At 72.5% G+C, this 22,224-nt stretch carries 17 protein-coding genes and 1 pseudogene; 12 read left to right on the top strand and 6 right to left on the bottom strand.

The annotated features are described in order from the left end of the window. Positions 1-88: 88 nt before the first annotated feature. Positions 89-253: pseudogene (locus K7C20_RS07585) on the top strand (pirin-like C-terminal cupin domain-containing protein); the annotation flags it as partial. 69 nt (positions 254-322) lie between these two features. Here K7C20_RS07585 and K7C20_RS07580 read toward each other — a convergent pair. Then, positions 323-619 carry a hypothetical protein gene (locus tag K7C20_RS07580; RefSeq protein WP_053208357.1) on the bottom strand — a complete coding sequence of 99 codons (297 nt, stop codon included), beginning with the start codon at positions 617-619 and terminating at the stop codon, positions 323-325. Positions 620-761: 142 nt separating this feature from the next. Then, entirely contained in the window at positions 762-1,874 is a 1,113-nt protein-coding gene (locus K7C20_RS07575; protein ID WP_030074390.1) for a DUF5925 domain-containing protein, read from the bottom strand. A gap of 239 nt (positions 1,875-2,113) precedes the next feature. Here K7C20_RS07575 and K7C20_RS07570 point away from each other — a divergent pair, with 239 nt between their 5' ends. The 4 genes from K7C20_RS07570 to K7C20_RS07555 all read left to right on the top strand — a co-directional run bounded on the left by K7C20_RS07570 (position 2,114) and on the right by K7C20_RS07555 (position 5,976). Next, on the top strand, positions 2,114-3,355 hold the full coding sequence (locus tag K7C20_RS07570; protein ID WP_342452546.1) for a glycoside hydrolase family protein: 1,242 nt from the start codon (positions 2,114-2,116) through the stop codon (positions 3,353-3,355). Positions 3,356-3,680: 325 nt separating this feature from the next. Then, entirely contained in the window at positions 3,681-4,391 is a 711-nt protein-coding gene (locus K7C20_RS07565) for a YoaK family protein (RefSeq protein WP_030074385.1), read from the top strand. A gap of 242 nt (positions 4,392-4,633) precedes the next feature. After that, positions 4,634-5,440: an SGNH/GDSL hydrolase family protein gene (locus tag K7C20_RS07560; protein WP_030074383.1), complete on the top strand. Its 807-nt coding sequence runs from the start codon at positions 4,634-4,636 to the stop codon at positions 5,438-5,440. A gap of 272 nt (positions 5,441-5,712) precedes the next feature. Then, positions 5,713-5,976 (top strand): hypothetical protein, encoded by a 264-nt coding sequence (locus K7C20_RS07555; protein WP_078952773.1) that lies wholly within the window; start codon positions 5,713-5,715, stop codon positions 5,974-5,976. Positions 5,977-6,284: 308 nt separating this feature from the next. Here the strand turns inward: K7C20_RS07555 and K7C20_RS07550 are convergent, their stop codons facing one another. After that, positions 6,285-7,544, bottom strand: coding sequence for a type ISP restriction/modification enzyme (locus K7C20_RS07550; RefSeq protein ID WP_053208356.1), 1,260 nt, complete (start codon positions 7,542-7,544; stop codon positions 6,285-6,287). 219 nt (positions 7,545-7,763) lie between these two features. Here K7C20_RS07550 and K7C20_RS07545 point away from each other — a divergent pair, with 219 nt between their 5' ends. After that, a complete protein-coding gene (locus tag K7C20_RS07545; RefSeq protein WP_053208355.1) occupies positions 7,764-9,140 on the top strand; it encodes an MFS transporter in 1,377 nt (458 codons plus the stop codon). A 595-nt stretch (positions 9,141-9,735) separates the two neighbouring features. On the opposite strand, the gene K7C20_RS07540 is transcribed toward K7C20_RS07545, so the two are convergent. Both K7C20_RS07540 and hmgA read right to left on the bottom strand, forming a co-directional pair. Continuing rightward, positions 9,736-10,482 (bottom strand): GntR family transcriptional regulator, encoded by a 747-nt coding sequence (locus K7C20_RS07540; protein ID WP_030086873.1) that lies wholly within the window; start codon positions 10,480-10,482, stop codon positions 9,736-9,738. Between the two features lie 16 nt (positions 10,483-10,498). Next, the gene (hmgA, locus tag K7C20_RS07535) at positions 10,499-11,845 is read right to left on the bottom strand and encodes a homogentisate 1,2-dioxygenase (RefSeq protein WP_030086872.1); all 1,347 of its coding nucleotides are present in this window, start codon (positions 11,843-11,845) and stop codon (positions 10,499-10,501) included. A gap of 179 nt (positions 11,846-12,024) precedes the next feature. Here hmgA and K7C20_RS07530 point away from each other — a divergent pair, with 179 nt between their 5' ends. The 6 genes from K7C20_RS07530 to K7C20_RS07505 all read left to right on the top strand — a co-directional run bounded on the left by K7C20_RS07530 (position 12,025) and on the right by K7C20_RS07505 (position 20,774). Next, positions 12,025-12,681 (top strand): TetR/AcrR family transcriptional regulator, encoded by a 657-nt coding sequence (locus K7C20_RS07530; RefSeq protein WP_030086870.1) that lies wholly within the window; start codon positions 12,025-12,027, stop codon positions 12,679-12,681. A gap of 134 nt (positions 12,682-12,815) precedes the next feature. Continuing rightward, complete coding sequence (locus tag K7C20_RS07525; protein ID WP_053208354.1) at positions 12,816-15,077, top strand: molybdopterin-dependent oxidoreductase; 2,262 nt, start codon at positions 12,816-12,818, stop codon at positions 15,075-15,077. A gap of 134 nt (positions 15,078-15,211) precedes the next feature. Then, positions 15,212-16,681: a CitMHS family transporter gene (locus K7C20_RS07520; RefSeq protein ID WP_030086867.1), complete on the top strand. Its 1,470-nt coding sequence runs from the start codon at positions 15,212-15,214 to the stop codon at positions 16,679-16,681. Then, positions 16,682-17,959, top strand: a complete 1,278-nt coding sequence (locus K7C20_RS07515; RefSeq protein WP_078952768.1) for an MFS transporter — start codon at positions 16,682-16,684, stop codon at positions 17,957-17,959. Positions 17,960-18,119: 160 nt separating this feature from the next. Beyond that, positions 18,120-19,514, top strand: coding sequence for an aldehyde dehydrogenase family protein (locus K7C20_RS07510; protein ID WP_030086863.1), 1,395 nt, complete (start codon positions 18,120-18,122; stop codon positions 19,512-19,514). A gap of 177 nt (positions 19,515-19,691) precedes the next feature. Beyond that, positions 19,692-20,774 (top strand): Zn-dependent alcohol dehydrogenase, encoded by a 1,083-nt coding sequence (locus K7C20_RS07505; RefSeq protein WP_030086857.1) that lies wholly within the window; start codon positions 19,692-19,694, stop codon positions 20,772-20,774. On the opposite strand, the gene K7C20_RS07500 is transcribed toward K7C20_RS07505, so the two are convergent. After that, positions 20,771-22,108, bottom strand: coding sequence for a M20 metallopeptidase family protein (locus K7C20_RS07500; protein ID WP_053208353.1), 1,338 nt, complete (start codon positions 22,106-22,108; stop codon positions 20,771-20,773). The two genes, K7C20_RS07505 and K7C20_RS07500, sit on opposite strands and share 4 nt — an antisense overlap. Between the last annotated feature and the right edge of the window lie 116 nt (positions 22,109-22,224).

Here is a 22,224-nt window from a genome sequence, read left to right as displayed (position 1 = left end):
TGACTCCTCGGGTGCCGATGCTGACGGTTTGCTGACCGCCGATGGTCCGAGACGTCTCTGACCTGCACGAAGCTGTGAATCGTGTGGTATGTGGTGGAACTTCGTCGGGCGGTCACAGGAGGAGATCGAGGAGGCGCGGGCGGACTGGATGGCGGGGGCGCGATTCGGCCGGGTGAAGGGGTACGACGGGGGGCCGCTGCCCGCTCCGGAACTGCCTCCGGTGCCGCTGAAGGCGCGGGGGAGGGCGCGCTGACCTGCGGGGATCCAGGGCGGCCTCCGTTCGTTCCGGGTCCGGAGCGGACTGTTGACCTGCGCGGACCGTTCACATGTCCGGATGGTCGGGTACGGGGGAGGCGGCGATGGCGTCGTCGAGGATCTGCTCCCGCCCCGAGATGATCAGCCTGTTGAGGGCGGCGGCCAGGGGGAGGATCTCGCCGGGCCCGCTCGGGGCGGTGATCCGGGGGGACGACTCCTCGAGGAAGGTCATCGCCTTCCGCATGAGGCCGTGCGCCTCGGGAGTGGTGGGAAGCGCGTCGGCTCTGATCAGGTTGAGCATCGTCTCCAGTGCCTCGGCCAGCTCGCGGACCGTTTCGCGCATCTCGGTTTCATCGGACTCCATGCCGCATACGATCGCGGATCGCGGGGGGATACGCCATGCCGCCGCTCCGGGCCGCAGGGCAGCCGCCGCCGCACCGCGGTGCGGCGGCGCGGCAGCGGTACGGCAGTGGTACGGCCACCTTCCTCAGGAGCTCCGGGCGCGGTCAGAGGTACAGCCCGGCATCGGCTCCCGCGTCCTGGGCCGGGACCGACGTGGGCCGGATGCCGCGGCGCAGCGCGTACAGTTCGGCGAGCGAGGCGCCCTCGCGTCCGATGCCCGCTTCCGTGCCGAGCCACCGCACGGCCTCCGCGCGGCTCAGCGGGCCGACTTCGATACGGGCCAGACAGCGGCCGGGGCGGATCACCGCCGGATGCATCCGCTCCAGATCCTCGTTGGTGGTCACGCCGACCAGGACGTTACGGCCCTGGCCCAGCAGCCCGTCCGTCAGATTGAGCAGCCGTGACAGCGCCTGGCCCGCGGCGTGTTTGGCCTCGCCGCGGATCAGTTCGTCGCAGTCCTCCAGGAGCAGCAGCCGCCAGCGGCCCTTGCCGGTGCTGTCGTCCTCGCCGATCGCGATGTCCATCAGATAGCCGACGTCGTTGAACAGCCGCTCGGGGTCCAGCACGCAGTCCACCTGGCACCAGTCGCGCCAGGAGCGGGCGAGCGTGCGCAGCGCGGAGGTCTTGCCCGTGCCGGGCGGGCCGTGCAGCAACAGCAGCCGGCCGGCGATCTCCTCGGGCGCCACCTTCATCAGCCGGTCCATCGCATCGGCCACCGGAGCGGTGTAGTTGGGCCGGATCTCCTCCCAGGTGCCGGCCGAGATCTGGCGGGACGTGCGGTGCGGCCCGCGGCGCGGGGAGAAGTACCAAAAGCCCATCGGGACGTTCTCCGGCTGCGGCTCCGGTTCGTCCTGCGCCCCCTCCGCGGCCTGCGCCAGCACCTTCTCGGCGAGCGCGTCGGTGACGGCGGTGACCGTCACATCGGCGCCGCGGTTCCAGCGCGAGACCAGCACGGTGAAACCGTCGCCCTCGGCGAGCGTGGCGCTGCGGTCCTCGTCCTTCGCCGAGCGCAGGATCCGTGCCCCCGCCGGCAGCAGCGTCAGCCCCGACTTCACCCGGTCCAGGGACCGGCTGCGGGCGTACGGCTGCTCTCCCGTGGCGAACCGCCCCAGGAAGAGCGCATCGACGACATCGGAGGGCGAATCGCTGTCGTCCATGGTCAGCCGGAGCGGAAGGGACTCCTCGGCGGCGGACGGTTGGACGTGATCGGCACACATGCCGCCATGATCTGTCACAGTGGCCCGTCGCGTACACGGATTATCCCGGCGTTTTCCCTGTACCAGAACAGAACTGTTACCCAGAAAGCCGGGCGTAACGGTTCCTTCGCTCGCTAATCTGCCCAATGTGCGACGTCATGGTGGGGAACGTCAGGGCCGGGTCCTTGCGATTGCGGCCGGGGTGGCGGTGCTGGCGATAGTGCTGGCCCTGTGCTCCCTTCCGGGCGACGAGGGCGGGGATGCGAAGCGGCCCGCGCGGCCGCGGGCCGCGGGCCGCGGGTCCCGCCGTGGGCTGGGGCTTCACCCACACCCAGTTCAGCGCGGACCGCGGCACCGACAAGTCCACCGCACGGGCCGCCCGGCTGCTGGCCGCCCACCCGATGCCGCAGAACCAGCATCTGATGGGCTGGGGCGCGGACAACCCGGAACCGAGTCCGGGCCGCTATGACTTCGCCGACCTGGACCGCCGGCTCGCACTGATCCGGCAGACCGGCGGCACACCCGTCCTGACCCTGTGCGGCGCACCGGACTGGATGAAGGGCGGCGAGGCCGGCCACACCGACTGGAGCACCCTGGAAAAGGCGCCCGACCCGGCGCATTACGCGGACTTCGCCGCCCTCGCCGGAAAGGTCGCCGAGCGCTATCCGGACGTCCGGCACTTCGTCGTCCGGAATGAATTCAAGGGATTCTTCGACGATGCCAAGGGCCGCTGGAATTACGAGGGATACACCCGCCTCTACAACCTCGTCCATCGCGCGCTGAAGAAGGTGAACAGCGCCAATCAGGTGGGCGGGCCCTATCTGGTGATGGACAGTTACGTCCCCGGCGACGACACCTACGCGTCCGACCTCAAGGGCCCCTGGGGGAGCATCGACCGGCGCACCCTCGACGCCTTCGCGTACTGGAACCGGCACAAGGCGGGCGCGGACTTCCTGGTCGTCGACGGCTCCAGCTACAGCAAGGACGACCGCTACGCTCCCGACCCGTTCGCCGCCGCCCGGAAGTTCGCCGATGTGGGACGGTGGCTGCGCAAGGAGTCCGGGCTGCCGCTGTGGTGGGCGGAGTGGTACGTCGAGATCGCGGACGGGAAGGACGACCGGGCCGGCTGGAACGAGCGCCGACGCACCGCCGCGCAGGCCACCGCCCTGATCGAGATGGCGGCCGGCGGCGCCACCAGCGGGTTCTACTGGAACCCGGAGAACGAGGGGGCCGACTGCCCCGGGTGCCTGTGGACCAGCGCCGAACTCGACGACGGCGGACGGAAGCTGCCGATGCTGGACCTGCTGGCCCGGTTCTCCGGCGCCTTTCCGCCCGGGGGCCGGCCGCATGACCTCGACACCGGCGGGACGAAGATCCGGGGACTGGCCGATGAGCGGACGGCGCTGCTGGTCAACACCAGGGACCGCCGCGCCGTGGTGACGGTGGACGGGAAGGAGGTCACGCTCGACGGGTACGCGGTGCGGTGGATCGACCGCGGCTGAAGTGCTCGGGAAACCGCCTCTGAGCCGCTCCCGCACCGGTTCGGTGCCGTCCCTGCCCTCGCCCCCGCCCGGCTCCTGAAGGCTCCTGAACGGTCTTCCGAAGCTTTGCCCCCCATAAGCGCCGGATGCCGGGCCTCAATGTCGCGCAACGCTCGGAGCACCGTCAAGACACGAAGAAGACCGGAAACCTACGCAACCGGGCACGGGGGCGGGGCCCCGGCGGGCCGCCCTCGGACGGCGCAATGGCGGCGGTGCGGGCCGGCCGTCCGGAGACTGGGAGGACGTGCCGGGAGGCGGGGCGACACCGCTGGAAGGAGCCGCGTCCGTGGAGCCGCCGAGCGGAACCGCCCTGACGGTGATCATGGTAGGCCTGACCGTGGCCACCGGAGTGCTCGACGCCGTCAGCTTTCTGGCGCTCGGTCAGGTCTTCACCGCCAACCAGACCGGCAATCTGCTCTTCCTCGGCTTCGGGATCGCCGGGCAGGGCGGGCGGCCGGTCCTGGCGACGGCGGTGTCGCTCGGCGCGTTCGCGGTGGGCGCGGCGCTGGGGGCCCGGTTGGAGTCGGCGCTGGCCGCACGGCAGCACCAGTGGTTCCCGGTCGCGCTGACCACGGAGGCGGCACTGCTGGTCGCCGCCGCGGCGGCCGCCTGGGAGTCGGGGCCGTCCCGCGGCCTGCCGCCGGGCCGGCGCTGGGTCGTCATCGGGCTGATGGCGGTGGCGATGGGCATGCGCAATGTCACCGCCATACGGGCCGCCGTGCCCGACCTCACGACGACGGTGGAGACCCGGGCGATGACCGCCCTGGTGAGCGGGTCACCGCTGGGGCGCGACAAGAGGCTGGGGTACGGCGGCCATGCCGGGGGCCGCCGGCTGTTCTCGGTCGCCGCGTTGTTCGCCGGTGGCCTCCTGGGTGCCGGGCTGCTCGGCCTGGGGACCCGTCCGACGCTGGTGATCCTGCTGGTGGCCGCGTTCATCGCGGCCACCGCCTTCCTCGTGCCCGGCCTCGCCCGCCGCCGGCGCACCACCGACGGCTGACGTGTCCGCCGGCTGCCCGCGGGTGTCAAGATCGCCCCCACCGCAGGGGCCCGATCAGGCCGCCCCGCTTCGGCCGTGATGGCCCTCGCCGCCCTTCACGCCGGAGCAAGAACGCGCGGTGAACATCCCCCCGGAACGGCACATTTGCCGTGCATTACCAACAAGTTTTGGCATGGACACTTCCGGCTACCGGCGAGTTTTGGTACGACAAAAGTGGCAGAGATCCTGCTAAGGGAGGTTCCATGAGACTGTCCCGGTTTGCGGCCTTGACGTCCGCCTTCTTCGTCACCACGGCGCTCGCGCTCACCGGCGCGAGCGCCGCCGCGTCCGCCCAACTCCCCACCGCCACGGGCTATGTGGCCCTGGGCGACTCCTACTCCTCCGGTGTCGGAGCCGGCAGCTACGACAGCGCCAGCGGCTCCTGCAAGCGCAGCTCCAAGGCCTACCCGGCCCTCTGGGCGGCCGCGCACTCCCCCTCCTCCTTCCAGTTCACCGCCTGCTCCGGCGCCCGAACGGGTGACGTTCTGAGCGGTCAGCTCGCCCCCCTCAACAGCTCCACCGGCCTGGTCAGCATCACCATCGGCGGCAACGACGCAGGTTTCGCCGACACCATGACGACCTGCGCGCTCCAGGGCGAGAGCGCCTGTCTGTCCCGGGTGGCCCAGGCCAGGAGCTACATCGACAACACCCTGCCCGCTCAGCTCGACGGGGTGTACAACGCCATCTCCCAGAAGGCCCCGGCCGCGCATGTGGTGGTCGTCGGCTACCCCCACTTCTACAAGCTCGGCGGCAGCTGTATCGCCGGCCTCTCCGAGAAGTCCCGCGCCGCGATCAACGCCGCGGCCGACGACATCAACGGCGTCACCGCCAAGCGGGCGGCCGACCACGGCTTCCGCTTCGCCGATGTCAATGCCACCTTTACCGGCCATGAGCTGTGCTCCGGCAGCGCCTGGCTGCACAGCGTGACCTTCCCCGTCCTGGAGTCCTACCACCCCACCGCCACCGGGCAGTCCGGCGGCTATCTGCCGGTGTTCGCCTCCGCTGCGTAATCATCCGCCCGCGGGGCGCCGGGGGGAGACGGTGAGATTCCGGTCTCTTCCCGGCAGCCCTGGCGGCCCGTCAGACGTCCCGCAGAGCTTCCGCCGAAGCCCGATGACGCTCAACTCGCCCTGGCCCATGCGGTGTACGTGACATTCCGTATGGTGTTCGTCAACGTCAAGGCGAGGCAGGTGAATCCGTTGACCGGTCTGCACGCGTGTCCTCCAAGAGAGATAGGGTTACCCTGCCCGGGGCCGGGTGCCCTCGTAGGGTGGGGAGAGTCATGGAACAGATAACAGTGCGTAGCAGGGCGCGAGTCCCTGCCATCAACTGCGGGAGCAGTGCGTCCAGTGCGCGTCTCGACCGCCATCTCGCGGTGCTGGGTGGCCCCGCCATCCCGCAGCGTGAGTCGGAGGGGGCGACGCTGCTGATGCGAGAGCTCACCAAGCGTGATCATTCGCGTACGAGGAACGGCCGCGGCGCCAGGGTGTCGCTGTTCGCGCCTCTGCGCAGGCTGCGGCGCTCGCTGTTCGGGGGTCACGGCTGAGCCGCTTCTGAAGCGGCATCTCGGGCGATCACACCGTCCCGGCGCGGCACTGCGGTCCGATCGCTCGTCAGGCCCAGGGCGCCGGCAGCTCGTCGGTGTGCTCGCCGGGGCGGATCCCTCGCTCCGGAGGTGCCGTGCGGCGCCCGCTCTTCGCCCGGCCTCGTCCCCGCCCGGCCGGTGCACCACTCCCCACCACCCGTTGCTCCGCGGCGGGTGGGTTTTTTTTGTCCGTGCCGCCGCGCCGCCGGCCCTGAGCGGTGGAGAGCACGCCGCCGGGCGGGCACGGGCAGCGGCTCGGACCGGGGCGCTCACAACAGCGCGAACTGCCCCTCCGGGCCCTCCTCGTGATGATCGAGCACGGAGGCCGGGCGGTGCGCGGGGACCGGCGCCGGGAGGATGCCGGCCGCGCGCAGTGCGCCCGCCGTCAGCTGCGGACCGTCCTTCGCCTGCTTCCGCAACTCCTCGCACTCCGGACGGAGTTCGTCCAGCAGCGCCAGTACGGTGATCAGCTCCAGCAGCTCCGACGTCCACTCCTGCGGCCAGTTCGCGGGGCGCAGCGCGGCCAGCGAACCGGCCTCGGGCGTCTCCGCTCCCGCCGCGGCGGCGCCGGTGCGCTCGGCCAGCCACGCCTCCAGGACGCGTACGCCGCCCGCGTGGAAGTCCCAGGCGCCCCGTGGCACGGGGGAGATCCGGCCGCCCCCGAGCAGCAGCGCCTCCTCCTCCGGGTCGTAGCCGAAGTCCTGGGGCAGTCCGCGGGCCGGGAGCGCGGAGCGTACGTACGGGCGGCGGCCGCCCGGCATCCGGGGCCGTCCGCCGCCGCTCCCGCCGGCTGTTCCGGGCGCGTAGGCGCCCCGGGTGCCGAGCCACAGCAGCCGCTCGCCGAGCGCGACGCCGCGGTCCCAGAGTTCCGGGGCGGCGGTGAGCGGCACCGTGCAGCCGTCGGGGGAGTGCTGGGCGCTCACGGCGAGCCAGGCGAGCAGATCCGTCGGGCCTGCCGGGCGGTCCAGGCGCCGGGCGAGCAGATCGAGCAGGCCCGGGGCGAGATTCGGCTCCTGCCCGCCGGGCCGCCGGTAGAGCGGATGGATCCGTCCGGGCCGGCCGGCCGGCGAACGCCCGTCGGGCAGCAGCGCGGAGCAACCCACCGCGGGGCCGGGCACCTGCGGCACCTGCCCCCACTCGACGACGAACAGCTGCCGGGCGTCCGCCACCCGCCACAGCTCCGGGCGCGCACCGTCGATCAGCCGGTGGTCGGGCAGCAGCCACTGCTGGTCGAAGGGGCCGTGCGCCACCCGCACCGGCTCGGGGCACGGCCCGCTCGCCCGGTGGAGCCGTTCGGTGGGGGTGGCCTGGCCCGGCAGCTGGCCGACGGCGGAGTGCAGGGTCCGGGCGCGGGACGGCCGGAACAGCCGTTCGCGGGCCGCCGCGTCCTCGGCGTCCACCAGCGCCGCCCAGCGGGCGCGCAGCGTGGCCGGATCGGGCGCCAGTACCCAGGAACGGCCGAGCCGCAGCGGCGCCACGGACCACGGCATGAGATCGGACAGCCGTGGCGCGTCCTGCTTCGCCGTCACGCGGAGCCCCTCCCGGACCGTTCGGTTGACCCCGGCATGGTATCCACCGGCCCCGCGCCCGTACCGAATCCGCAGGTTCTGTCCACCGTCCGGGGCGGGCGGGCAGGCGGTCTTCCGCTTGCTGATCTTGAAGGAGTACGGTCCTGGCCGTACGCCCGACCACGCGGTGCGGACCTGGCTCCGCCCTGTGCGCCGGGACCTGCTCAGGGGAGGACCGCCATGACGGACACCACCTCCTCCACGCCTGAACGGCGCGGGGGGACCCCCATCGGCCACCGGGCCGCCGCGCGGCTGGACCGGCTGCCGCCGTCCCGGTGGCACCGCCGGATCACCCTCATCGTCGGCCTCGGCGCCTTCTTCGACCTCTACGAGATCTTCCTCGGCGGGGTGCTGGCCGCGGTCCTCGCCGAGCACACCGCGAAGTCCTGGGTGATCGCCGCCGGGTTCCTCGGGATGTTCGTCGGTGCGAATGTGCTGTCGGTGCTCGCCGACCGCTTCGGACGGCGCCGGATGTTCATGATCAACCTGGCGGCGTACTCGTTCTTCTCGCTGCTGTGCGCCTTCGCCCCGGACCTGTCCTGGCTCCTGGTGCTGCGCTTTCTGTCCGGCCTCGGGCTCGGCGCCGAACTCGTGCTGGTGGACACCTATCTCGCGGAGTTCCTGCCCCGGGCGGTGCGCGGGCGCTATATCGCCCATGCGTACACCTTCGGGTTCCTCGGCGTTCCGGTCGCCGCGCTGCTCGGCGCCCGGCTGGTGGCCGAGCAGCGGCTACTGGGCGTCGAGGGCTGGCGCTGGCTGCTGGTGGCAGGTGCGCTGGGTGCCGCGTTCATCCAGCTCATGCGCCGCCAACTGCCGGAATCACCACGGTGGTTGACGGTGCGGGGGCGGGGCGAGGAGGCCGAACGGATCGTGGCCGGGCTGGAGGAGCGGGTGGCCCGGGAGAGCGGCGGCAGCCTGCCGTCCGTACCGGAGGCGGAGACCGTCCCGGAGCGGAAGGTGCCACTGGCCGACATGTTCCGGGGCGACCAGCGGCGGCGCACCGTCATGTGGTGGATCTTCCAGGTGCTCCAGACCGTCGGCTACTACGGTTTCGGGTCGCTGGCGCCGGTGGTGCTCACCGCGAAGGGCCACACCGTCACCGAGTCGCTGCTGTACGCGGCGCTGAGCTTCTGCGGCTATCCGATCGGCTCCGCGCTGTCCGTCCCGCTCATCGACCGGATCGAGCGCCGGACGCTGATCATCGCCTCGGCGCTCGGTATCGCCGGCTGCGGTCTGGCCTTCGGTTTCGCCTCCGCCACCTGGGCCGTTGTCACCTTCGGCGTCCTGCTGACGGTGTGCAGCAATGTCTTCTCCAACGCCTTCCACGTCTACCAGACCGAGATCTTCCCGACCGGTCTGCGCAGCAGCGCGATCGGCATCGCCTACTCGCTGTCCCGGCTCACCTCGGTTCTGCTGCCGTTCATCGCGCTGAGCGTGCTGAACGACCTCGGTGCGGCCGCGGTGTTCACCGGCTCGGCGGGGCTGATGCTGCTGCTGTGCCTGGATGTGGCGCTGCTGGGGCCGCGCAGTACGGGGCGGAGCCTTGAGCGGATTTGAGCCCACGTTTTTGGCTTTCCCGCCGTTCCGCTGCGCTTTGCTTTGCGCCCGACGTTTTTGGCTTCCCCGGCGCGGGGTTGTTCGCCGTTGCGCCTGCGGCGGGCGTTGCCGCTGCGCGGGGCTGTCGGGTGCCGGTGACGGGCCTGCGCGGGTGGGTGTCCGGACTGCTTCGCTTTACGTCCGGACACCCACCCGCTCCGGCCCGTCCCCTCCCGTTGGGGGGTGGGAAAAGGCTGGTGGGGGTGAACGTGGGTGGTCCGGTGCACCTCGTGGTCACATCGAAATGCCTCGGTCATCACGGAGCGACCAAAGGGGCCGCACGGCCATGCCATTGGCCCGCCCCCACCCACGTTTCACTCATCCACTCACGGGAGGGGGCGGGCCGGAGGGGCCGGTGTGTGGGACGTAAAGCGAAGCAGTCCCACACACCGGCCCCGGAGGCCCGTCACCGCACCCGACACCCACCCGCCCGCCGCAGGCGCAACGGCGAACAACCACCACGGCGGGACAGCCAAAAACGTGGGCCGGAGGCCCAGCGCAGCGGAGGCGCAACGGCGACAAACCACCACGGCGGGAAAGCCGACAACGTGGGAAGTCACGCCTCAAGCGTCACCGTGAACGAGAAACGGTCGCCGCGGTAGTGGATCCGCGCGACATCGACCGCGCGGCCGTCCTCGTCGTAGGTGATGCCCGTGTAGTGCAGGATCGGGCTCAGTAGCGGGACCTGGAGCAGCCGGGCGGTCTCCGGGTCGGCCAGCCGGGCCTCGACGGTGTCGGTGATCCGGCTGATCCGTACGCCCACCGCGTCCCGCAGCACCTTCGTCATCGGCGAGCGCAGCAGATCCGCCGGATCGATCAGCGCGGCGACGTCGGGGCGTACGTAGTTGTGTGCGTGGTTGGTCGGCTCGCCGGTCTCCTCGTCGCTGCGCAGCCGGCGGAATCCGGTCACCTCGGCCAGGCCCGGGAAGTACTCGGAGAGTTCGGACGGCACCGTGGTGGGGCCGTGTTCCAGCAGCTCGGTGGTCATCCCGGACTGCTGGGCCACGATCGCGTCCACCGAACCCAGGAGCCGTACGGGCGCACCGCGCTGGGCGCTCGGCTCGATGAAGGTGCCCCGGCGCCGGTGCCGGCTGATCAGGCCCTCCGCCTCCAGTTCCTTGAGGGCCTGGCGCATGGTCAGCACGCTCACGCCGTAGTGCGCGGCGAGCGCGTCCTCGGTGGGCAGCCGCAGCGGCGCCTCGGGGGAACGGCCCAGTATGGAGGCGCGCAGCGACTGCGAGACCTGGTACCACAGCGGCAGCTTGCGGTTCAGGGCGAGCGAGTCGGGAGCGAAGGTGGTCACGAGGCGATCCCCGGTGTCACGGGCGGAAGTGGCGCTGGAGACCCTGCCATACGTCGTCGTAACCGCGCTGGAGATGGCCGGCGTCCCGGGCCTGTTCGGTCAGCGTCAGCGGCCAGCGGGTCTCGAACATGAAAGCCAGCCCGTCGTCGATCTTCTGCGGTCGCAGCTCGGCGGCGCCGGCCCGGTCGAAGGTCTCCCGGTCGGGCCCGTGCGCCGACATCATGTTGTGCAGGGAGCCGCCGCCCGGCACGAAACCCTCGGCCTTGGCGTCGTAGGCGCCCTCGATCAGCCCCATGTACTCGGTCATCACATTGCGGTGGAAGTAGGGCGGCCGGAAGGTGTCCTCGCCGACCAGCCAGCGGGGCGCGAAGACCACGAAGTCCACGCCCGCCAGGCCCGGGGTGTCGGAGGGGGAGGTGAGGACGGTGAAGATCGACGGGTCGGGGTGGTCGTAGCTGATCGAGCCGATGACATTGAAGCGGCGCAGGTCATAGACGTACGGGACGTGGTTGCCGTGCCAGGCGACGACATCCAGCGGCGAGTGGTCGTAGGTGGCCGTCCAGAGGTTGCCGCAGAACTTGTTGACGACCTCGACGGGGCCCTCGACGTCCTCGTAGGCGGCGACCGGGGCGCGGAAGTCCCGGGGGTTGGCCAGGCCGTTGGCGCCGATCGGGCCGAGGTCGGGGAGCTGGAAGGGCCGTCCGTAGTTCTCGCAGACATAGCCGCGAGCTGTCGGGCTCCGCCCGTCGGATGCAGCGGCCGGCAGCTCGACGCGGAAGCGGACGCCGCGCGGGATCAGCGCCACCTCGCCCGGTTCGGCGCGCAGCAGGCCGAGTTCGGTGCGCAGCAGCAGCCCGCCGTGCTCCGGCACGATCAGCAGCTCGCCGTCCGCGTTGCCGAACACCCGCCGGTCCATGGAGGTGTTGGCGTGGTAGAGGTGGACGGCGATACCGGTGCGCTGGGTGGCGTCGCCGTTGCCGCCCAGCGTCCAGAGCCCGTCCAGGAAGTCGGCCGGGCCGGCGGGCTCGGGCAGGGGGTTCCAGCGCAGCCGGTTGGGGTCGGGAACGCAGTCGGTGAACGGCGCCGAGCGGAGCGCGCGCTGTTCGGCGCGGACGAACGGCGGATGCGCGGCCGACGGGCGGATGCGGTAGAGCCAGGAGCGGTGGTTGTGGTCGCGCGGTTCGGTGAACGCCGACCCGCTGAGCTGCTCGGCATACAGGCCGAGCGGTGCGCGCTGAGGGGAGTTGCGGCCCGCCGGCAGGGCACCCGGCACGGCCTCCGAGCTGTGCTCGTTGCCGAATCCGGTGGCGTACGCCAGCCCCTCGGCCGTCTTCCTCGCCTGCTCGTTGCCCGTGCCTGCCATCGCGTGCTCCCGCCGCTCAAGGAATCCTATGCAAGACCTTAGGATTGCCGTGGGGGGGAGTCAACGATGTCGGTACCTCCCTGTTCCTGGGGAGAGGCCGGGAACTTGGGGGGCCGGCCGCGTCGGCCGGATCGCGCCGATGGTGCCCCGCCCGTCCGGACGCCGGGCAGGATGGACGGGTGCAGCAGCCGACCCCCCGCCCCGCCGCCCCGCAGACCCCCCTTCGCCGCGCGCCCGTCCAGCGGCGCAGCGCCCAGCGCCTGGCCAGAATCCTCGACGCCTGTGCCGAGGTCCTGGAGGAGACCGGGTACGAGGAGCTGACCACCCGCGCCGTGGCCCTGCGGGCCGGCGTCCCGATCGGCTCGGTCTACCGCTTCTTCCCCAACAAGCGGGCCATGGCCGAGGCCCTCGCGCGGCGCAATCTCGACGCCTACGCGGACCGCATCACCGCCCGGCTCACCGCACCGGCCGACCAGCCCCTGCGGTGGCGCCATGCGATGGATGTGGTGGTCGACGAATACCTCGCCATGAAGCGGACGGTGCCGGGCTTCGCCCTGGTGGAGTTCACCGTCCCGGCCCCGCGCGAGTCCCGGCAGGCCAACTACGAGGTCGCCGACCGGTTGCGTGCCCTCTTCGCCGGACCGCTCGGCCTGGACACGGACGACGAGCGGCTGCGCACCGCCTTCCTGGTCGGCGTCGAGACGGCCGATGCGCTGCTCCAGCTCGCCTTCCGCACGGATCCGGCCGGCGATCCCGCCATCGTCACGGAGACCAAGGAACTGCTCCGGGCCTATCTGGCGCGTTATCTGGACGGGCCGGGCGCGGGGGAGGGGTGAGTGCCGGGCGGATACCGGCGGTGTGACGGGGAGCCGCGGGCCGATTTCCGCCGGAGGGCTGCCCTCATGCCAACCGGTCGGTATGGTCGGACGGTACGCAGCTCCGCCGCCGGCACCGTCCCCGGGAGGGACCGATGACCCGTACCGCCCTGCGCATCTGCCCGCTCTGTGAGGCCACTTGCGGGCTCAGCGTCACCGTGGACGGTGACCGGGTGACCGCGGTCCGCGGCGACCGGGACGACATCTTCAGCAAGGGCTTCATCTGCCCCAAAGGCGCGTCCTTCGGTGAGCTGGACGCCGACCCCGACCGGCTCACCCGCCCCCTGGTGCGCCGCAACGGAGCGCTGACGGAGGCCACCTGGGACGAGGCGTTCGCCGCCGTCCAGGCCGGGCTGCGCCCGCTGATCGAGGCGCACGGCAACTCCCCCGAGCTCCCGGGTGCGCGCGAAGCGGCCGGTCCCCCCGTCGCCGTGGTGCTCGGCAACCCCAATGTGCACACCGTCGCCGGCGCCCTCTACCCGCCCGTCCTGCTCGCCGCCCTCGGCTCCCGCAGCGTCTTCACCGCCTCCACCGTCGACCAGATGCCCAAGCATGTCTCCAGCGGGCTGCTCTACGGCGATGCGCTGGCCATCCCCGTACCGGACCTGGACCGCACCGACCACCTCCTGGTCATCGGCGCCAACCCACTGGACTCCAACGGGAGCCTGTGCACCGCACCCGACTTCCCGGGCCGGATCAGGGCGCTGCGCCGCCGCGGCGGGCGGCTCACCGTCATCGACCCCCGGCGCACCCGTACCGCGAAGCTGGCCGACGAGCATCTCGCGGTCCGGCCCGGCACCGACGCCCTGCTGCTCTTCGCGATGGTGCGGGTGCTCTTCGAGGAGGGCCTCGTCGACGTGGGGGAGCGGGCCGGGCACCTTGCCGGCATCGACGAGGTCGAGCGGCTGGCGGCGGACTTCACGCCCGAGGCGGTGGCGCCGCTGTGCGAGGTGCCCGCCGAGCAGATCCGGCGGCTGGCCCGTGAACTGGCCGCCGCCGAAACGGCCGCGGTGTACGGCCGGATCGGCTCCACCACCGTCGAGTTCGGCACCCTCACCAGCTGGCTCGTCGATGTACTCGCCATTCTCACCGGGAACTTCGACCGGCCCGGCGGCATCATGTTCCCGCTCTCGGCGACCGGCGCCGCACCCCGCCCGGCCGGGCCCGGCCGCGGCTTCGCCCTGGGCCGCTGGCACAGCCGGGTCTCCGGCCACCCCGAGGCCAAGTCCGAGCTGCCCATCGTCGCGCTGGCCGAGGAGATCGACACCCCTGGTGCGGGCCGTGTCCGGGCCGCCGTGGTGATCGCCGCCAACCCGGTCCTCTCGGTCCCGGACGGCGACCGCCTCGACGCCGCGCTCGCCTCGCTGGACTTCATGGTGAGCGTCGACCCGTACCTCAACGAGACCTCGCGGCACGCCGATGTCGTGCTGCCGCCACCCCCGCCGTCCCGCAGCCCGCACTTCGACTACGCCTTCAACGCCCTGGCCGTGCGCAACCAGGCCCGCTACACCCGGGCGGTGCTCCCGCTCGCCGACGGGCAGCCCGACGAGTGCGAGATCCATGCGCGGCTGATCCTCTGCCTGGGTGGCCAGGACGGCGCGGACCCCGGCCTGGTGGACGCCATGGTGATCGACACGGCGCTCGGCAAGGCGGCCGGGGATCCGCACTCTCCTGTGTACGGACGCCAAGTGGACGCGCTCGCAAAGGAGTTGACCGGACTGACCGGAGCCGAACGCCGGCTGGACATGATGCTGCGGCTCGGCCCGTACGGCGAGGGCTTCGGCGCCGACCCCGAGGGGCTGGCCCTCGGCCGGCTGCTGGCGCACCCGCACGGCATCGACCTCGGCCCGCTCGCGCCGCGGGTGCCCGGAGTCCTCAGGACCCGCAGCGGCGCCGTGGAACTGTGCCCCGGGCCGATCGCCGCGGAGGCGGCCCGGCTGCGCGGCCGGCTCGGCCGGCTCCCCGACGGCGTGCTGCTCGTCGGCCGCCGCCATCTGCGGTCCAACAACAGCTGGCTGCACAACGTCCCGGCCCTGACGGGCGGCAGCAACCGCTGCACGGTCCAGGTGCACCCCGACGACGCGGCGCGGCTGGAGCTCACCGACGGCGGGACGGCGCGGCTGAAGGGGGACGGCGGCGAGCTGGAGGTGCCGGTGGAGATCACCGAGGCCGTGCGCCCCGGTGTGGTGAGCCTGCCGCACGGCTGGGGCCACAACCGGCCCGGGACCCGGCTGAGGGTCGCCGCCGCCGACCCCGGCGTCAACGTCAACCAGCTCAACGCCGGGCGGCTGCTGGACCCGCTCTCGGGCACCGCGGTGCTCAACGGACTGCCGGTTGTGCTCACGCCCGTCCGGTGAGATCCGTATTGACCTGGGGTTTTGCTCGTATTGCTCGCGCGTCAAGGTCTTGTTAACAAAAGTTTGCGGGACCTAACGTCACCTGAACTGCCACCCCCCGGCAGATGTTCAAGGGCGAACGTGAGGTACCCCTAATGCTGACAATCCTCGGATTTGTCATGATCGCCACCTTCCTGGTGCTGATCATGATGAAGAAGATGTCACCGATGGCCGCGCTGGTGCTCATCCCCGCGCTGTTCTGCATCCTGGTCGGACAGGGCGCGCACCTGGGCGACTACGTCCTCAAGGGCATCGGCGACCTGGCTCCCACGGCCGCGATGCTGATGTTCGCCATCATCTACTTCGGGGTGATGATCGACGTCGGGCTCTTCGACCCGATCGTCCGCGGCATCCTGAGGTTCTGCAAGGCCGACCCCGTGCGGGTGGTGGTCGGCACGGCACTGCTCGCCGCGATCGTCTCGCTCGACGGCGACGGCTCCACCACCTTCATGATCACCGTCTCGGCGCTCTACCCGCTCTACAAGCGGCTGAAGATGAGCCTCGTGGTCATGACCGGTGTCGCCGCCACCGCCAACGGCGTGATGAACACCCTCCCCTGGGGCGGCCCGACCGCCCGCGCCGCCACCGCGCTCAAGCTCGACGCCGGCGACATCTTCGTCCCGATGATCCCCGCCCTCGCCGTCGGCCTGGTCGCGGTCTTCGCCCTCGCGTACGTCCTCGGCCGGCGGGAGCGCAAGCGGCTCGGCGTGCTGACCCTCGGCGACGCCCGGGTGGTCACGGAGGCCGCGGACGAGGAGGAGACCGAGCTGGTCCTGGTCGGCGCGGGCGCCGGCGGCAAGGGGGGCGCCCCGGCCGGTACGCAGCGCGGCACCGGCGGCGCGGGCACCGGCTCCGACACGGACCCCGAGGCGGCCCCGGACCCCGACGCGGCCGCCGACTCCGGCGACCACGCCGACGACGGCCTCCAGACCCTGGACCCGCAGCGCGCCACCCTGCGCCCCAAGCTCTACTGGTTCAACGCCGCGCTCACCCTCGCGCTGCTCACCCTGCTGATCCTTCAGGTCATGCCGATCCCGGTCCTCTTCCTCATCGGCGCGGCCCTCGCCCTCACCGTCAACTTCCCGCAGATGAAGGACCAGAAGGCCCGCGTCGCCGCGCATGCCGAGAACGTGCTCAACGTCTCCGGGATGGTCTTCGCCGCCGCCGTCTTCACCGGCGTGCTCACCGGCACCGGCATGGTCGAGCACATGGCGCGCTGGCTGGTCAGCGGCATCCCCGACGCGCTCGGCCCGCACATGGGCATCGTCACCGGCGTCCTCAGCGTCCCGCTGACCTACTTCATGTCCAACGACGGCTTCTACTTCGGCATCGTGCCCATCCTCGCCGAGGCCGGCGCCGCCCACGGCGTGGCCCCCATCGAGATCGCCCGTGCCTCCCTCGTCGGCCAGGCCCTGCACATGTCCAGCCCGCTGGTCCCCGCCGTCTACGTCCTCGTCGGCATGGCCAAGGTCGAGTTCGGCGACCACACCAAATTCACCGTCAAGTGGGCCGCTCTGACCTCCCTGGTGGTCCTCTGCGCGGGACTGCTCTTCGGCATCATCTAGATGACCGCCACCCGCCCCGAAGGGCCCGGCAGGAGTTGGCTGCTGCGCCTGGTCCTCACCTTCTCCTTCGCCCAAGGAGCGGTGAGCATGGCCAGGCCGGCCGTCTCCTACCGGGCCCTCGCCCTCGGCGCCGACGAACGCGCCATCGGCGTGATCACCGCCGTCTACGCCCTGCTGCCGCTGCTCGTGGCCGTCCCGCTCGGCCGCCGTACCGACCACGGCCGCTGCGCGCCGCTGCTGGTCGTCGGGGTGGCGCTGATCAGCGGCGGCTGTGCGCTCAGCGGGCTGGCCGCGTCGCTGCCCGTGATGGCCGCCTGGAGCGGGGTGATGGGACTGGGGCACCTGTGCTTCGTCATCGGTGCCCAGTCGATCGTCGCCCGCCGCAGCGCCCCCGAGGACCGCGACCGCAACTTCGGCCACTTCACCATCGGCGCCTCCCTGGGCCAGCTGATCGGCCCGGTCGCCGCCGGGCTCGTCATCTCCGCACACGACGGCCGGATGGCCCCGACGAGCGCCACCGCCCTGCTCGTCTCCGGCGCCGTGGCCGCCGTCTCCTACGCCTCGCTCTGGCGCCTCGAACAGCGCACCCGCGCCGTGCCGCCGGACGCCGCGGACCGTACGGCCGGGCCACCGGTCCCGGTACGCGCCATCCTGCGTACCCGCGGCGTCCCGGCCGGCATCTTCATGAGCCTGGCCGTGCTCTCCGCGACCGACGTCCTCACCGCCTACCTCCCCGTCATCGGCGAGGACCGCGCCATCGCCCCCACCACCATCGGCCTGCTGCTCAGCCTGCGGGCCGCGGCCACCATCGCCTGCCGGCTGGTGATGACGCCGATGATCCGGTGTCTGGGACGCACCGCGCTGATGGCCGGCAGCTGCGCGCCGGCCGGGGTGCTGTGCGGCGGCCTGGTGCTGCCGGTGCCGGTGTGGGCGCTGGCCGCGATGCTGCTCGCCCTGGGCTTCTGCCTCGGTGTCGGCCAGCCGCTGTCGATGACGACGGTCGTCCAGGCCGCCCCCGACCGGGCCGGCAGCACGGCACTGGCGCTCCGCCTCACCGGCAACCGGCTCGGCCAGGTCGCCGCCCCCGCCGGCGCCGGACTGCTGGCCGGCGTCGCGGGCACCGCCGCGCCCTTCGCCCTGCTCGGCGTGCTGCTGCTGGCCTCGGGCGCGATGGCGGCCCGTACGGGGCAGGCGAGGGGCGGCCCGGATGTGCCGGCACGGGGCACGCGGAGCGGACGGTCGTCGCGGTCCTTGGCAAGGCGGGATACCTCAGCGTGAGCGACGAAAAGTGCATGCCGTCCGCCAAGGCGGGCCTGTGACGACAGGCCCTAGGCTCGTGGCGACCGTCACCCCGGCGTGTGGCGGGATCCCTGGCGGCGCAAAACTACCGGCGCTAGTTTAGAGAGATGACCAGCAGCCGGCCCGGGAGGACCACGACGTGAAGCAGCACGACGCGATGTACATCGACGGAAGCTGGCGGCCCGCCGAGGGCAGCGGCACGATCGAGGTCGTCAACCCGGCCGACGGGCAGGTCTTCGCCACCGTCCCGGCCGGCTCGGCGCAGGACGTGGACGCCGCGGTCCGCGCCGCCCGCGCGGCGCTCCCGGGCTGGGCCGCCACCCCGCCCCAGGAGCGCGCCGCCCGGCTGACCGCGCTGCGCGACCAACTCGTCGCGCGCGGCGAGGAGATCGCCGAGACCGTCACCGCCGAGCTCGGCTCGCCGCTCGCGTTCAGCAAGATGGTGCACGCCGGGGTGCCGGTCGCGGTCTGCGGCTCGTACGCCGAACTGGCCGGCACGTACTCCTTCGAGGAGAAGATCGGCAACTCCACCGTGCTGCACGAACCGGTCGGCGTGGTCGGCGCGATCACGCCCTGGAACTACCCCCTGCACCAGGTCGTCGCCAAGGTCGCCCCGGCGCTCGCGGCCGGCTGCACGGTGGTGCTCAAACCCGCCGAGGACACCCCGCTGGTCGCCCAGCTGTTCGCCGAGTGCGCCGACGCGGCCGGCATACCCGCCGGTGTCTTCAACCTCGTCACCGGACTCGGCCCGGTCGCCGGGCAGGCGCTCGCCGAGCACGAGGGGATCGACCTGGTCTCCTTCACCGGCTCGACGGCCGTCGGCAAGCGGATCGGTGCCCTCGCGGGCGCCGCGGTCAAGCGGGTGGCGCTGGAGCTGGGCGGCAAGTCCGCCAATGTCATCCTGCCGGGCGCCGATCTGCCCAAGGCCGTCGCGGTCGGAGTCGCCAACGTGATGGCCAACTCCGGTCAGACGTGCAGCGCCTGGACCCGGATGCTGGTCCACAAGGACCACTACGCCGAGGCCGTCGAGCTGGCGACGGCGGCGGCCGCGAAGTACGTACCCGGCGAGAAGGTCGGCCCGCTGGTCAACGCCGGGCAGCGGGACCGGGTGCGCGGCTACATCGAGCAGGGCATCGCCGAGGGCGCGAAGGTCGTGGCGGGCGGCCCGGAGGCGCCCGCGGGGACGGGCTACTACGTCACACCGACGGTCTTCGCGGACGTCACACCCGAGATGACCATCGCCCAGGAGGAGATCTTCGGCCCGGTCCTGTCGATCCTGAAGTACGAGGACGAGGACGATGCCGCCCGGATCGCCAACGACACCGTCTACGGCCTGGCCGGCGCGGTCTGGGCGGGCGACGAGGCCGAGGCGGTCGCCTTCGCCCGCCGCCTGCACACCGGGCAGGTCGACATCAACGGCGGCCGCTTCAACCCCCTTGCCCCGTTCGGCGGTTACAAGCAGTCCGGCGTCGGCCGCGAGCTGGGCCCGCACGGTCTGACCGAATATCTCCAGACCAAGTCCCTCCAGTTCTGACCCGGCCGGGCGGCGGGACCGGCCGGTGCCGCCCCCGCCGCAACGCCGCCGTCCGGTCACCTGAGCTCCTCAGTCACCTGAGCCCCCTCAGTCCCCGAGCATCCTCAGCCCCGAGCTCCCTCAGTCCCTCAGTCCCCAGTCCCCTCAGCCCCCTGTCCTCCGCACCGAGGAGATCTTGTGGTTCGCGCCGCAGTACTGCCCGCCGTCAACGCCCCGTTGCAGGTCACCGAGATCGACCTGCCCGAGCCCGGCCCCGGCCAGGTCCGTATCCGGCTCGCCGCCGCCGGTGTCTGCCACTCCGACCTGTCGCTGTCCAACGGCACCCTGCGCCAGCCCGCTCCGGCCGTCCTCGGGCACGAGGGCGCGGGCACCGTCACCGCGGTCGGCCCCGACGTGACCACGGTGGCCCCCGGTGACCAGGTCGTCCTCAACTGGGCGCCGTCCTGCGGCGACTGCCACTTCTGCGGGCTGGCCGAGCCGTGGCTGTGCGCCCGTTCCGGCCTCGCCGCGAACGACCCGTACGCGAAGCGGGCCGACGACGCCACTGAGCTCTACCCCGGCCTGGGCACCGCCGCGTTCGCCGAGGAGACCGTGGTGCCCGCGCGGGCCGCGCTGCCGCTGCCGGACGGGGTGCCGCTCACCGATGCGGCGCTGCTCGGCTGCGCGGTGCTCACCGGCTGGGGCGCCGTGCACCACAGTGCGAAGGTCCGTGCGGGGGAGTCGGTCGTGGTCTTCGGCGTCGGCGGGGTGGGCCTGGCCACGCTGCAGGCGGCGCGGATCGCGGGCGCCGGTCCGATCGTGGCCGTGGATGTCTCCCCGGAGAAGGAAGAGCTGGCCCGCGCGGCCGGCGCCACCGAGTTCGTGGTGGCGGGTGACGACACCGCCAAGCGGATCCGCAAGCTCACCGGGGGCGTGGGTGCCGATGTCGCCGTGGAGTGCGTGGGCCGCGCCGACACCATCCGTACGGCCTGGTCGGCGACCCGGCGCGGCGGCCGCACGACGGTCGTCGGCATCGGTGGCCAGGACCAGCAGGTGACCTTCTCCGCCCTGGAGCTCTTCTACTTCGGCCGGACCCTCTCCGGCTGCGTCTACGGCAACAGCGACCCCGCCCGCGACCTCCCCGTGATCGCCGGGCATGTCCGCTCCGGCGCGCTCGACCTCTCCACCCTGGTCACCGACCGGATCGGCCTCGACGGCATCCCGGCCGCCTTCGACGCCATGCTGGCGGGCAAGGGCGGACGGGCGCTGGTCGTCTTCTAGCCCCCGGACCCGCCGGACCCGCCGGACCCGCCGGACCCGCCGGGCAGGCCCTGCGCCCGGTGGGTCCGCACCGCGATCCAGCCCGCCATGGCCCGTACGCCGATGCCGAGGGCACGCTCGTCGGGGGCGAAGTCGGGGTAGTGCGGGTAGCTGGTGGTGACGGGCGCGCCGGGGGTACGGACGCCGAGGAAGGTGAACGTGCCGGGGACACGGTCCAAGTAGAGGGCGAAGTCCTCGCCGCTGAAGGGCGGAAAGGCGGCATGGAGCTCGGTCACCGCGTCGCGGCCGCGGGTGCGCCGCAGGTGGTGGGCGAGCACGCGGGCGTCGCGTTCCGGGCAGACCATGGCCGGGAAGGGCTCGGCGGGGAAGCGCACCCCGGCCCCCGCGCAGGACGCGGCCAGGCGACGGATGTCCGTGCGTACGTCCAGGTACCGCTCCTGAGGCCAGCAGCGGTAGGACACGCTCACCTCGGTCTCCTGCGCTCGGGCCCGGACAGCCACGAACCGGGCCAGCGGCCCGTTGGGCGTCCGGGCGTCGGCGATGATGCGCTCAAGGTCAGCGGGAGTCCGCGGCAGTGCCACCGTGGCGAGCGCGCCGATCTCGTCGGCCAGCCGTCGCGCGGCAGCGGGCGCGTCCGGCCCGGAGACCGTCACCTCCGCCTTGTCCTGGCCCGGCATCCCGAAGCCCGGGGTCACGGCGAACCGGCCCACGGGGAACGGCCCGCAGTGCAGGGCGTGCATCTCCTCCACGCGGGTGCGCTCCAGCACCCCCGTGTCGATCAGTGCACGGGCCCCGGACAGGGTCTCCTCGGCAGGCTGGAAGAGGAACACCACCGTTCCGTCCAGTTGCCGCCGCAGCCGCGCCAGGACCTGCGCCACGCCGAGCGCCACGGCGGTGTGGACGTCGTGCCCGCAGTGGTGGGCCGCCGCCCGGCCGCCGCCGACGATGTCCTCGGGCGGCACCGCGTCCATGTCCGCCCGGTACGCGACGGTCCGGCCCGGCCGCGCCCCGCGCAGGACACCGACGACGCCGTGGCCGCCCACCCCGGTGGTGACGGCCAGCCCGGCCGCCCGCAGCTCCCGGGCCACCACACCGGCGGTGCGCTGTTCCTGCCCAGGCGCCTCGGGGTGCCGATGGAGATCCCGCCGCAGCTCGATCAGCCCCTGCTCCAGGCGCGCCACCTCGGCGTCCACGGCCCCTTGCCCCACCGGCCCTTGCCCCGCCGGCCGTCCCGACCCGCCGGCGACGGCCCTCCCCGACGCACCCCACACCACTCCCGTACCGGCTGCCGCCGTGCCGGCCAGTAACGTACGGCGCGCGAGAGCACGCTCCATGGGACGGTCCACTGTTCCCCCTCGATGATCCTTCGTCGGTCTCCCGGAACGCCTGACGGGCAGTCGCTTTCCGCCATGCGTGTCCGGGCCGGCGCCGCCAGGTGAACAAAAAACCC

The organism is Streptomyces decoyicus (assembly GCF_019880305.1).
In the GTDB taxonomy this organism is placed as follows: domain Bacteria; phylum Actinomycetota; class Actinomycetes; order Streptomycetales; family Streptomycetaceae; genus Streptomyces; species Streptomyces decoyicus.
The sequence above is the reverse complement of the archived record's forward strand: the minus strand, read 5'-3'. Positions and strand labels throughout refer to the sequence as shown.

Excerpts from the sequence above, each read along its gene's own strand:
- K7C20_RS07580 (WP_053208357.1), bottom strand. The coding sequence starts at position 619 with ATGGAGTCCGATGAAACCGAGATGCGCGAAACGGTCCGCGAGCTGGCC.
- K7C20_RS07575 (WP_030074390.1), bottom strand. The coding sequence starts at position 1,874 with ATGTGTGCCGATCACGTCCAACCGTCCGCCGCCGAGGAGTCCCTTCCG.
- K7C20_RS07570 (WP_342452546.1), top strand. The coding sequence starts at position 2,114 with ATGCGAAGCGGCCCGCGCGGCCGCGGGCCGCGGGCCGCGGGTCCCGCC.
- K7C20_RS07560 (WP_030074383.1), top strand. The coding sequence starts at position 4,634 with ATGAGACTGTCCCGGTTTGCGGCCTTGACGTCCGCCTTCTTCGTCACC.
- K7C20_RS07555 (WP_078952773.1), top strand. The coding sequence starts at position 5,713 with ATGGAACAGATAACAGTGCGTAGCAGGGCGCGAGTCCCTGCCATCAAC.
- K7C20_RS07545 (WP_053208355.1), top strand. The coding sequence starts at position 7,764 with ATGACGGACACCACCTCCTCCACGCCTGAACGGCGCGGGGGGACCCCC.
- hmgA (WP_030086872.1), bottom strand. The coding sequence starts at position 11,845 with ATGGCAGGCACGGGCAACGAGCAGGCGAGGAAGACGGCCGAGGGGCTG.
- K7C20_RS07525 (WP_053208354.1), top strand. The coding sequence starts at position 12,816 with ATGACCCGTACCGCCCTGCGCATCTGCCCGCTCTGTGAGGCCACTTGC.
- K7C20_RS07520 (WP_030086867.1), top strand. The coding sequence starts at position 15,212 with ATGCTGACAATCCTCGGATTTGTCATGATCGCCACCTTCCTGGTGCTG.
- K7C20_RS07515 (WP_078952768.1), top strand. The coding sequence starts at position 16,682 with ATGACCGCCACCCGCCCCGAAGGGCCCGGCAGGAGTTGGCTGCTGCGC.
- K7C20_RS07500 (WP_053208353.1), bottom strand. The coding sequence starts at position 22,108 with ATGGAGCGTGCTCTCGCGCGCCGTACGTTACTGGCCGGCACGGCGGCA.